9 protein-coding genes are annotated in these 11,442 nt (G+C 65.0%); 8 read left to right on the forward strand and 1 reads right to left on the reverse strand.

Annotated elements, in window-relative coordinates; genetic code table 11:
* Positions 1–6 precede the first annotated feature (6 nt).
* The 6 genes from kdpC to IHE49_RS16345 all read left to right on the forward strand — a co-directional run bounded on the left by kdpC (position 7) and on the right by IHE49_RS16345 (position 8,910).
* The gene (kdpC, locus tag IHE49_RS16320) at positions 7–663 is read left to right on the forward strand and encodes a potassium-transporting ATPase subunit KdpC (protein ID WP_192159850.1); all 657 of its coding nucleotides are present in this window, start codon (positions 7–9) and stop codon (positions 661–663) included.
* Entirely contained in the window at positions 660–2,726 is a 2,067-nt protein-coding gene (gene kdpB / locus IHE49_RS16325) for a potassium-transporting ATPase subunit KdpB (protein WP_192159852.1), read from the forward strand. Before kdpC ends, kdpB begins: the two co-directional genes overlap by 4 nt.
* 10 nt (positions 2,727–2,736) lie before the next feature.
* Complete coding sequence (locus IHE49_RS16330) at positions 2,737–2,931, forward strand: hypothetical protein (protein WP_192159854.1); 195 nt, start codon at positions 2,737–2,739, stop codon at positions 2,929–2,931.
* 202 nt (positions 2,932–3,133) lie between these two features.
* Positions 3,134–4,621 carry an outer membrane beta-barrel protein gene (locus IHE49_RS16335; protein WP_192159856.1) on the forward strand — a complete coding sequence of 496 codons (1,488 nt, stop codon included), beginning with the start codon at positions 3,134–3,136 and terminating at the stop codon, positions 4,619–4,621.
* Between the two features lie 766 nt (positions 4,622–5,387).
* Entirely contained in the window at positions 5,388–8,051 is a 2,664-nt protein-coding gene (locus tag IHE49_RS16340) for a sensor histidine kinase KdpD (protein ID WP_192159858.1), read from the forward strand.
* Between the two features lie 166 nt (positions 8,052–8,217).
* On the forward strand, positions 8,218–8,910 hold the full coding sequence (locus tag IHE49_RS16345) for a response regulator transcription factor (RefSeq protein WP_192159859.1): 693 nt from the start codon (positions 8,218–8,220) through the stop codon (positions 8,908–8,910).
* A gap of 31 nt (positions 8,911–8,941) precedes the next feature.
* On the opposite strand, the gene IHE49_RS16350 is transcribed toward IHE49_RS16345, so the two are convergent.
* The gene (locus IHE49_RS16350) at positions 8,942–10,417 is read right to left on the reverse strand and encodes a PLP-dependent aminotransferase family protein (RefSeq protein WP_192159861.1); all 1,476 of its coding nucleotides are present in this window, start codon (positions 10,415–10,417) and stop codon (positions 8,942–8,944) included.
* A gap of 417 nt (positions 10,418–10,834) precedes the next feature.
* Between IHE49_RS16350 and IHE49_RS16355 the strand changes: the two genes are divergently transcribed.
* On the forward strand, positions 10,835–11,092 hold the full coding sequence (locus IHE49_RS16355) for a transposase (protein ID WP_192159863.1): 258 nt from the start codon (positions 10,835–10,837) through the stop codon (positions 11,090–11,092).
* A gap of 162 nt (positions 11,093–11,254) precedes the next feature.
* Positions 11,255–11,442, forward strand: a 188-nt coding sequence (locus IHE49_RS16360; protein ID WP_192159865.1) for a hypothetical protein, incomplete at its 3' end; no start/stop codon positions are given.

The following is an 11,442-nucleotide window of genomic DNA, read 5'->3' on the forward strand; positions in this document are numbered from 1 at the left end:
TCGACCATGAACGATACGAACACTTCCATCCGCAGCCTGCTGCGGCCGGCGATCACGTCCGCCGTGCTGTTCATGCTGCTCACCGGGCTGGCCTATCCGCTGATCACCACCGCGGCGGCGAACCTGCTGCTGCCGTGGCATGCGCAGGGCAGCCTGGTGCAGCGCGACGGCAAGGTGATCGGCTCGGCGCTGCTGGGCCAGGACTTCACCGCGCCGCGCTATTTCCATCCGCGCCCCAGCGCCACGCAGGCGCCGGATCCGAAAGATCCGAGCAAGACCGTGGACTCGCCCTACAACGCGGAGTTGAGCGCCGCGAGCAACTACGGCCCGACCAACCGCAAGCTGATCGATGCCGTAGCCGGGCGCGCCCGTGCCTATCGCAGCGAGAACGGACTGGCCGCGAACGCGCCGGTGCCGGTGGATGCGGTCACGGCTTCCGCGTCGGGGCTGGATCCCGAGATCTCGCTCGCCAATGCCGAACTGCAGTTGCCCCGCGTGGCGGCGCAGCGCGGCTTGCCGCAGGCGGACGTGGAGCGCCTGTTGAACGAGCACGCCGCGACGCGCGTATTCGGCCTGTTTGGTGTGCCGCGGGTGAACGTGCTGGACCTGAACCTCGCCCTCGATGCGCTTGCGCGCGAGGGTCAACACGGAACGAAGTCATGAGTGGCAAGCAACTTCCCCTGTTCGACCCGGCTTTGCTGGGGCCGGCCTGCCTCGATGCGCTGCGCAAGCTCTCGCCGCGCACACAGTGGCGCAACCCGGTGATGTTCGTGGTGTGGCTCGGCAGCCTGTTGGTCACCCTGTTGTGGCTGCAGGCGCTGGCGGGCCATGGCGAAGCTCCCGCTGGCTTCATCCTCGCGGTGGCGCTGTGGCTGTGGTTCACCGTGCTGTTCGCAAACTTTGCCGAAGCTTTGGCCGAAGGCCGCAGCAAGGCACAGGCGGCGAGTCTGCGCGGCATGCAGCGCAAGATCGTGGCCAAGAAGCTGTTGGAACCGAAGCACGCCAGTCGTTGGATCCCCCTGGACGCTAGCGAATTGCACAAGGGCATCGTGGTGCTGGTGGAGGCCGGCGACTGGGTGCCGCTGGACGGTGAGGTGATCGAAGGCGTCGCTTCGGTGGACGAGAGCGCGATCACCGGCGAATCCGCGCCGGTGATCCGCGAGGCGGGCGGCGACTTCTGCTCGGTCACCGGCGGCACGCGCGTGCTTTCCGATTGGCTGGTGGTGCGCATCGGCGTCAATCCTGGCGAGTCTTTCCTCGACCGCATGATCGCGATGGTGGAAGGTGCCAAGCGGCAGAAGACGCCGAACGAAGTGGCGCTCACCATTCTGCTGGTGGGCCTCACCATCGTGTTCCTGCTGGTGGTGGTCACCCTGTTGCCGTTCTCGATCTTCGCGGTCGCCATGGGCGGTGCCGGCAAGGTGGTGACGCTGACTGCGCTGGTGGCGCTGCTGGTGTGCCTGGCGCCAACGACTATCGGCGGCCTGCTGTCGGCGATCGGTGTGGCAGGCATGAGCCGCATGATGCAGGCCAACGTGGTCGCCACTTCCGGCCGCGCGGTGGAAGCGGCCGGCGATGTGGATGTGCTGCTGCTGGACAAGACCGGCACGATCACCTTCGGCAACCGTCAGGCGACGAGCTTCCATGCCGCGCCGGGCGTGGCGGAACGCGATCTCGCCGAAGCCGCGCTGCTGGCTTCGCTGGCCGACGAAACGCCGGAAGGCCGCAGCGTGGTGGCGCTGGCGCAGTCGCGCTTCGGTCTGCAGGTCGCAGCGTTCGACACCGAAAACGCAGAGTTTGTTGCCTTTACCGCGCAGACTCGCATGAGCGGCGTCGATCTCGGCGCGCGCGCCATTCGCAAGGGCGCGCTGGATGCGGTGCGCCGTTATCTCGACGAAAATGGCAGCCACCTGCCCGAACTGCTGTTGCGCGCTGCAGAGGAGATCGCGCGCCGCGGTGCCACGCCGCTGCTGGTGGTGGACGCCGGCCGCGCAATGGGCGTGATCGAACTGAAGGACGTGGTGAAGCCCGGCATCAAGGAGCGCTTCGCCGAGCTGCGACGCATGGGCATCCGCACCGTGATGGTCACTGGCGACAACCCGCTCACCGCGGCGGCCATCGCCGCCGAGGCCGGCGTGGACGATTTCCTCGCCGAAGCCACGCCCGAAGCCAAGCTCAAGCTGATCCGCGACTACCAATCACAGGGCCGCCTGGTGGCGATGACCGGCGACGGCACCAACGACGCTCCTGCGCTGGCGCAGGCCGACGTGGCGGTGGCGATGAACTCCGGCACGCAGGCCGCGCGCGAGGCCGGCAACATGGTGGATCTGGACTCCAATCCCACCAAGCTGCTGGAGATCGTGGAGACCGGCAAGCAGCTGCTGATGACGCGCGGTTCGCTCACCACGTTCTCCATCGCCAACGACGTGGCGAAGTACTTCGCGATACTGCCGGCGATCTTCGTGGCCACCTATCCGCAACTCGATGCGTTGAACGTGATGCGCTTGCACAGCCCTGGCTCGGCGATCCTGTCGGCAGTGATCTTCAACGCGCTGATCATCATCGTGCTGATCCCGCTGGCATTGAAGGGCGTGCGCTATCGCGCCATCGGCGCAGCCGCGTTGCTCAACCGCAACCTGCTGATCTACGGCCTCGGTGGCCTGGCCGTGCCCTTCGTCGGCATCAAGCTCATCGACATGCTGCTGGTTGCCTGTGGACTCGTGTGAGGAGAAATCCATGAACGCCCAACTGAAACTTTCCGTGAATCTTCCCGATGACCGGCACGAGCAGATCGAGGTGGTCGTCTCCACCGGCGAAGGCCGCGACGTGGTGATCGCGTTGCCCGTGCGGCAGAGTGCGCCGGCACATGTGGTCACCGCGGCCGAACGCGAGCAGGACGACTACGTGCTGGGCGGCTACGCCGGCATCTGACAAGGCTCGTGGTCTTGCTCGTCATTCCGGCGAAGGTCGGCCCCATAGGGGTGAGCTCAGCGAATCATCCAGTGACTGTGTGACTCGGACGAGCATGGTCGTGACTGGATCCCGGCCTTCGCCGGGATGACAAGCAAAGGCGGGTTGCTTGATTCATCGCTTCACGAAGGCGGCCGTTGCGGGCCGCGAAACAAGGAAAGACATGACACACAAGAAATTGCTTCCGCTGGCGCTGATGCTGGCGATGTTGCCGGCCGGTCGTGTACTGGCCGGTACCACCGCGGCCGTGCCGCTGGCCGATCCGCAGAGCGTCGCCTCGACACAGGCGCCCGCGATGGAGGTGCAAAGCTCCGATTGCTCCCACGGGTTCCTTTCGCGTTTCGCCGCGGCGTATCGCGAAGATGCGCAGCCGGCCGATCCGAATGCGCCGGCGGCCAAGCGTCGCGCGATGGATGCGCCGCTGGATTCGCCGCCGTTCCCCTCGTCGGAGTGGCAGCTCGGCGGCGTGCCGGCGCCGATCGGAGTGCCGGACACCAATTCCACCTATCCGCTGGAAAAGGCGCTGGGCTGCACCGCGCTGGGCCAGTGGATGCAGCGCAACCGCATCGAGATGTTCGGCTGGGTCACGCCATCGGGGAACCTCAGCACGTCCAGCAAGAACAATGCGCCGCTGTCATACAACACACGCGCCAACCAGCTGGAGTTCGACCAGTTCGTGTTCAACATCACGCGGGTCGAGGACACGGTGCAGACCGACCACATGGATTGGGGCTTCGACATCTCCAATCTGTATGGCTACGACTACCACTACACCACGATGAAGGGCGTCTTCAGCAACCAGCTGCTGAACAATCCTTCCGGCAACGAGCCGCAGAACGGCAAGGTCTATGGCGACGATCCGATGCTGTTCTACGCCGATGTCTATGTTCCGTGGGTGGCCGAGGGCATGGTGGTGCGCATCGGCCGCTACCTTTCGCTGCCGGACATCGAGGCGCAGTTCTCGCCGCAGAACTACCTGATGACCCACTCGATCCTCTACACCGAGGATCCGTATACGCAGATGGGCATCATGACCACCACGCGCCTGAGCCAGCAGTGGACGTTGCAGCTTGGCCTGAACGCCAGCAACGACACCGCGGTCTGGAACCCCGGTGCGCGGCCCACCCTGCAGGCCTGCGTGCGCTGGGTGTCAGCCGACAACAACGACATGCTGTATCCCTGCATCAACAGCCTCAACCACTCCGATTACAACTACAACAACGTGCAGATGTACGTGATGACCTGGGGCCATCGCTTCAACGAACGCGTGCACATCCTCACCGAGGCCTATCGCATGTTTGGCCGCAACATCCCCGGCTTCGGCCCGGGCGGCATCCCGGGCGAGCCGGGCACCTCGGCGCTGCCGGGTTATGCCAGCGCGTTCGGCGTGGTGAACTACCTCAACATCGAGCTGGACGCGAAGAACATGCTGTCCATCCGCAACGAGTTCTACAACGACGAGAGCGGCCAGCGCACCGGCTACGCCACGCGCTACAGCAGCCATACCGTCGGCATCACGCACTGGGTTTCGCAGGATCTGGAGATCCAGCCGGAGCTGCGGTACGAAAAATCGTATGACGTCGATGCCTATGACGGCGGGCGCAAGGACTATCAGGCGGTGGCATTGCTGGATGCGATCATCCACTTCTGATGTTTGCTTTCCTTTCGCCATTGCTGCGATGGCCTGCATTTTCACTCTCCCGCTTGCGGGAAAGGGGTAGGGGAGAGGGGCTTTTGCTTATGGGTTTGCCGCAAGTTTCAAAGCGGTTTCGTGCGCCTGTCGGCGCCCGAGTTACTTCTCTTTTGCGTGCCCAAAAGAGAAGTAACCAAGAGAAAAGGGCACCCCGCGGCGACGCTTTTCGCCCATCCATGGGCGAAAAGTCCGTGAGGCGTGGCCGGGCTTTTCGGCCGGACTCCTGTCCGGTCGAAAAGGCGAGTCCATCCATGGACTCGCCCGCTGCGCGGCCTTGTCGTCCACGCCTCACCGCCGCCGAGGGGCCCCGGAAGAGCAGCGCGCTTCCTGCGCGCAGAAGCAACAGCCAGAGCAAAGAAAAAACCGTGAGAGGTGTTCGTGCTTCTGCTCGTCATTCCGGCTTTCGCCGGGATGACAAGTGTGGGGTGCTGGAATACCTCAGCTTCCAGATACGGCGCGGCATGGCGGCGGCGGTGGTCGTGTCGCGGGATATAGTTCCAACATCCTCGAAACCGCAGGCTTGTAATCCCGCTGGATTAAGCAAGGCCATTTCTCTTGGTTACTTCTCTTTGGGCCAGCAAAGAGAAGTGACTCGGTCGCCGGCGGGCGATCGAAAGCCCGCCGCAGGCGAGCCAATCTGCAGAAACGAACGATCGTAGCGAACACTCAAATCACGAACACTCAAGCCAAGAACGGCATCACCCGAAACCTCCGACGCATGTCCATGAGCACCCCCACCCGCGAAGCCCGCGCCAACGCCCTCCTAGACGTCGCCAACGGCGAGCACAAGCGCCTGAAGATCTTCCTCGGTGCCGCTCCCGGCGTCGGCAAGACCTGGGCCATGCTGTCCGCCGCGCGCGAGTTGAAGAAGCAGGGCGTGGATGTGGTGGTGGGCCTGGTGGAAACGCACGGCCGCGCCGAGACGGCGGCCCTGCTGGAAGGGCTGGAAATCCTGCCGCGCCGCCATGTGAGTTACCACGGCCGTGATTTCGAGGAGTTCGACCTCGACGCCGCGCTGGCGCGCAAGCCGCAGGTGTTGCTGGTGGACGAACTGGCGCACACCAATCTTCCTGGCGGCCGCCACGAACGCCGCTGGCAGGACATCGCCGAACTGCTCGACGCCGGTATCGAGGTGTACAGCGCACTCAATGTGCAGCACCTGGAAAGCCTCAACGATCAGGTGCAGCGCATCACCGGCGTGGCCGTGCGCGAGCGCGTGCCGGATGCCTTCCTCGACCGCGCGCGCGACATCGTGCTGATCGACCTGCCGCCGCGCGAGCTGATCCAGCGCCTGAAGGCCGGCAAGGTCTACGTGCCGGAAACCGCGGCCGCGGCGCTGGATTCGTTCTTCTCGCCCACCAACCTCGCCGCGCTGCGCGAGCTGTCGGTGGACACTGTGGCCGGCCACGTGGAGAGCGACCTGCGCGGCGCGATGCTGGCACGCGGCGGCGCGATGCCGGTGCGCCGCCGCGTGCTGGCGGCGATCGACGGCCATGCGCAGAGCGAATACCTGGTGCGCGTGGCGCGGCGCATCGCCGAGCGACGCGGCGTGCCGTGGGGCGTGGCCTTCGTGGATACCGGCGCAAGCATGGACGCGGCGCGGCGCGAGCGGCTGGACGCCGCGATGCGTCTGGCGCGCCGGTTGGGCGGCGACGCGGTTGTGCTGCGCGGCCATGCGATCGCCGACGAACTGCTCGCGCATGCCGATCGCGAGGGCGTGGGCCAGATCCTGCTGGCGCGCACCCGGGAGCGCCTGTTCGCGCGCATGTTCGGCCGCTCGCTCACGCAGCAGTTGCTGAGCCGCGGCGCGCACCTGGAACTCACCATCGTCGCGACGCCGACCGAGCGTGCGGCGTCGCGTCGTCGTCAGCGCCGGCCCAGCGTGCCGGGCGGTATGGGGCGCGGCGGCGAGTACGTCTACGCCACCTCGTCCACACTGGTGGCGCTGGCGCTGGCCTTCCTCGGCCAGCGCTACCTCGCGGTGGCGAACCTGTCGTTGATCTTCCTTACCGCTGTGCTGGTGGTGGCGGTTCGTACGCGCATGGCAGTGGCCGTCTACACGGCTACCCTGTGCTTCCTCTCATACAACTTTTTCTTTGCGCCACCGATCTATTCGCTGACGATTTCCAGCCCCGACGACGTACTGGCGGTGTGTCTGTTCCTGGTCGCGGCGCTGGTGTGCAGCCGGCTGGCTACGCGGCTGACGCAACAGGTGGAGTCGTTGCGCGCGACGCACGTGCATGCGCGGGCCCTGCTTACGCTCGGGCAACGGTTGACCGCCAGCGCCGACGCGGCCGGCGCGCGCGCGGTGGGGGCGGCGGCCTTGGCCAAGGCGCTTTCCTGCGAAGCCGCGTTGCTGGCACGCGACCTCACCGGTGCGTTGCAGGCGGTGGCGACCGAGCCGCAGTCGCTGCAATTGCAGCCGCAGGACATAGCCGCCGCCGATTGGTGCGAACGCCATGCCGCACCGGCCGGTCGCTACACGGACACCTTGAACGCGGCGCCATGCTGGTTGCTGCCGCTGGGCAGCGAGGAACAGCGGCTGGGCGTTGCCGCCCTGCGCTTTCCTTCCGGCGATGGCGACCTCGATCCGGACCGCCGCAGCCTCGCGCTGGCAATGGTGCAGGACATCGGCCAGGCGCTGGCGCGCGCGCGCCTTGCCGAGGAACTGGAGGGTGCACGCGTGCAGGGCGAGACGGAGCGCCTGCGCAGCGCACTGCTTTCCTCGGTGTCGCACGACCTGCGTTCGCCGTTGTCCTCGATGATCGGCGCCGCCGGTACTCTGGTCGATTACGAAGATCGCCTGCCGCCCGCCGAACGTCGCGAACTGCTGGAAGCCATCCTTGGAGAGGGCCAGCGGCTGGATCGCTATATCCAGAACCTGCTCGACATGACCAGGCTGGGCCACGGCACGCTCAAGCTCAACCGCGACTGGGTGGACGTGGCCGAGATCGTCGGTGCCGCGGTGGCGCGCCTGCGCAAGCTGTTCCCCGCGCTGCGCGTGGAGATCGCGTTGCCGTCGGACACGGTGTTGCTGCACGTGCACCCGGCGCTGATCGAGCAGGCCCTGTTCAACATCCTCGAAAACGCCGCGCGTTTCTCGCCGACGGATCAGCCGGTGACCGTGAATGCGCGCATCGAAAGCGGACGCCTGTTGCTGGACGTCGGCGACCGCGGCCCCGGCATTCCCGAGGAGGAGCGCGCGCGCATCTTCGATATGTTCTATTCGGTATCGCGCGGCGACCGCGCCACGCAGGGCACCGGACTGGGCCTGGCGATCTGCCGCGGCATGATCGGCGCGCATGGCGGCAGCGTGGAGGCCTTGCCGCGCGAAGGCGGCGGCACCACCATTCGCATCGGCCTGCCCTTGCCTCAGGAGCTCGGGTGACAGAAATCGTCTGGCTGCAAAGCGCGCCATGCGGTGCATGTTTCCGCCGCTCCTCGTCCCATGGAATTACCATGGGGCGGCGAATCGTCGGAAATCTGCTCTCGCACGGCGGCCTTTTCGACGCGAATGTTTCTGCCGCCCACGCTCCAGCACCCGACAGCGCCGCATGAATGCCGCATCGCCCCGCATCCTGGTCATCGACGACGAGGCGCAGATCCGTCGCTTCCTCGACATCGGCCTGCGCGCCGAGGGCTACCAGGTGCTGCTCGCCGCCAATGCCGCCGAAGGCCTGGCACAGGCGGCCACTGGCAGCCCGGATCTGGTGATACTCGACCTTGGGTTGCCGGACCGCGACGGCCATGAGGTACTGGCCGAGCTGCGCCAGTGGAGCCGGGTGCCGGTGCTGATGCTGTCGGTGCGCGACACCGAAACCGAGAAAGTGCGCGCGCTGGACGCCGGTGCCAACGACTATGTCACCAAACCCTTTGGCATCCAGGAACTGATGGCGCGTTTGCGCGCGCTGCTGCGTCAACGCCCGGCCAGCGAGCCGGAAGCGCCGCCACGCTGGGACGATGGGCGCCTCAGCCTGGATTTCCTGCGTCGCGAAGTGCATCTGGATGGCGCCGAACTGGCGCTGACGCGCAAGGAGTACGCCGTGCTCAGTCTGCTGCTGCGCCATGCCGGACGCGTGGTGACCCAACCCCAGTTGCTGCGCGAGATATGGGGTCCCAGCCATGTTGCGGACAGCCAGTACCTGCGCATCGTCATCGGCAAGCTGCGTCAGAAGCTGGGGGACGACCCGGCCAACCCGCGCTGGCTGAAGACCGAGCCGGGCGTGGGCTATCGTTTCCTCGGTTGATGGCGTCGCGACACGGAGCCGGCGGAGCGGCTTAGGCCAGCCTGCGTCGCTTCGGCAAGCATTCCTGCGCAGCGGCGTCGACCGCATCCAGACACTCGCCGAACAACTGCATCGCTTCATGCAATTGCGCCTTGGACAGACCGCAATAGCCAAGGATGAGGCCCGGCACCGCCGGCGCCTCGCGGTAGTGCGGTGCGATGGAATACAGGCCCAGCCCGCGTTCACGCGCGTCGGCAATCAATGCATCGACCTGCGCGTGATCGTAGTCGGGCAGCCACACCGTGACGTGCATGCCGGCCTGCGCATCCGTGACTTGCACACGCGCACCGGCATATTGCCGCAGCCTGGCGAGCAGCTCCCGCCGCCGTGCACCCAGCTCGCGGGTCATGTGGCGCAGATGGCGATCGAAGCCGCCATCCTCGATGAAATGCGCGAGCGCCGCTTGCTCGATCGCCGGACAACCACGGTCGCACAGGTACTTGGCGTTGATGAAGTCGCCGCACAATGCCTCCGGCAGCACCATGTAACCGAGCCGCAACGCGCCGAACATCACCTTGGAGAAAGTGCCGACATAGATCACCCGGTCGTCGTCATCGAGCGAGCGCAGGGCGGGCAGCGGCATTGCGTCGTAACGCAGTTCACCGTCGTAGTCGTCTTCCAGGATCCAGCAGTTCTTGCTCCGTGCATAGCGCAGCAGCTCTTGCCGGCGCGACAGGGAAAGGGCCGGCCCTGCAGGAAACTGGTGGGACGGGGTGACCATCACCAGGCGCGGTGCCTGTGCCGGCAGAGCATTGCAGATCAGTCCATCGCGATCGGTCGGGATGGACAGCAGCGATGCCCCGTGGGCGCCGAACTGCTGCCAGGCGCTGAAGTAATGTGGCTCCTCGAGGGCCACTTCATCGCCTTCGTCCAGCAGTACGCGTGATGTCAGGGTAATGGCCTGCTGGGTGCCGCTGACGATCAGCACCCGATCCGGCGAGGTCCGGATTCCGCGGCGCCGGGCAACGTAATCGCAAATCTGTTCGCGCAGGGCAGGCAATCCCTGGTTGTCGACGTATTCAAGCCTGGTATGCGTGGCAGCCCAGGCGAGTTCGCGCCCCCAGACCGTGCCCAGAGTCGGGTTGACCTGCGGGCGCCCGTACTGCATGTCCAGGCGTCGGCCGCCATGCCGTGTCGCGATCGACCAGTCGGCGAGTTGCCGCGCGCGCTTTGCGTAGCGCGTAAGTGGCGCAATGCTTCTGGCCGACACCTGCTGCGGCGGCATGGGTTCGACGCGCGATGTGCTCACGTAGCTGCCGGAACCCACGCGGCCGACGATGTAACCCTCGGCCCTTAGCTGCTCGTAGGCAGTCAGCACCGTGATGCGGGAGAGCCCCAGTTCCTCGGCCAGCACGCGGGTAGGCGGCAGGCGTGCGCCCGCGACCAGCACGCCGTTGAGGATGGCCGACTTCACGGCACGGGTGAGCTGGCTGTAATGCGGGCCGAGTCCGTCAAGTTCGAGAAACATGCCGCCTCCTGATTGGCTATATACATTCCATTGAAATTGGTTATGTGCACGACATTGCTACGCCAGAGCAAGACGTTTAACGGGGCGGAAATTGAAATGGCGGAAATGCCGGCAAAAAGAAGCCGATCAATTGTGTTTATTTTCCTTACGTCCTGGCATTTTTTCATATGCCGGAAGGGGTGGCCTGGCCAAGAAATGCATGCAAGTGGATTGGTGCGCATCGGCGGCATTGGTCATGCCTGTTTCCAGTCAATTGGTTCTGTAAAGCCCGTAAATGTTTATTTAATGTGGATGAGGATGGTTTCAAAGGGACGGCCAATCGTTGTGCCGGATTGGTGCCGAATGGAGTCGAGGCGAGTCAGGCGTGTCGATCAGCCAATTCCATGTCGTGCATGACGAGATGAAGGAGGCGGAAAGATGCGTGTGCGGTTTTATCCGGATGAGCTGAGGGATGAAGCCATTCGATTGGTGGTCGAGCATCGGCTCACCACGAGTGAGGCAGCCTCGAAGTTGGGATTGCGCACCGAAGTAGTCCGGGTCTGGGTGCATCGGTCCCGTTACCGCAAGACCCCTCTCAATGACATTGAGCAACTGCGAGCCTGCGTGAAAAGACTTGCGATGGAGCGAGACGCTTTTGCAGGCATCGCGGCCGATTTTCTGGATAAAACGATCTGATTCGTACGAATTTATCGCGTTCGCACGAAAATGCGAGTCTGATATGTAAATGTTTTTGTTGCCGCTGGCGCGGCTGTTTTGATCGGTGGGGAATAAACCTGTTTGGGCCGTCGACCAAGAGGTCGCGGTTCTTGTTCATGACATAAGCTGGGGAGTCGCTTAATGGATATTGCAAAATTCCGTAATTCATCATTGCGTGGCGCGTGTCTTCGTCGCACAGCATTGGCCGTAGCCATCGTCGCGGGCGTGGGCATGACTGGCCAGGTGCTGGCGCAGGCCACCACCGGCACCATCTTCGGCAGCGCACCGACGTCCGGTGCCTCGGTACAGGTCGTGGGCGGTTCGGGCTT

Origin of the sequence: Rhodanobacter sp. 7MK24 (assembly GCF_014842995.1) — a bacterium.
Classification (GTDB): Bacteria; Pseudomonadota; Gammaproteobacteria; order Xanthomonadales; family Rhodanobacteraceae; genus Rhodanobacter_A.

Excerpts from the sequence above, each read along its gene's own strand:
- kdpC (WP_192159850.1), top strand. The coding sequence starts at position 7 with ATGAACGATACGAACACTTCCATCCGCAGCCTGCTGCGGCCGGCGATC.
- kdpB (WP_192159852.1), top strand. The coding sequence starts at position 660 with ATGAGTGGCAAGCAACTTCCCCTGTTCGACCCGGCTTTGCTGGGGCCG.
- IHE49_RS16330 (WP_192159854.1), top strand. The coding sequence starts at position 2,737 with ATGAACGCCCAACTGAAACTTTCCGTGAATCTTCCCGATGACCGGCAC.
- IHE49_RS16335 (WP_192159856.1), top strand. The coding sequence starts at position 3,134 with ATGACACACAAGAAATTGCTTCCGCTGGCGCTGATGCTGGCGATGTTG.
- IHE49_RS16340 (WP_192159858.1), top strand. The coding sequence starts at position 5,388 with ATGAGCACCCCCACCCGCGAAGCCCGCGCCAACGCCCTCCTAGACGTC.
- IHE49_RS16345 (WP_192159859.1), top strand. The coding sequence starts at position 8,218 with ATGAATGCCGCATCGCCCCGCATCCTGGTCATCGACGACGAGGCGCAG.
- IHE49_RS16350 (WP_192159861.1), bottom strand. The coding sequence starts at position 10,417 with ATGTTTCTCGAACTTGACGGACTCGGCCCGCATTACAGCCAGCTCACC.
- IHE49_RS16355 (WP_192159863.1), top strand. The coding sequence starts at position 10,835 with ATGCGTGTGCGGTTTTATCCGGATGAGCTGAGGGATGAAGCCATTCGA.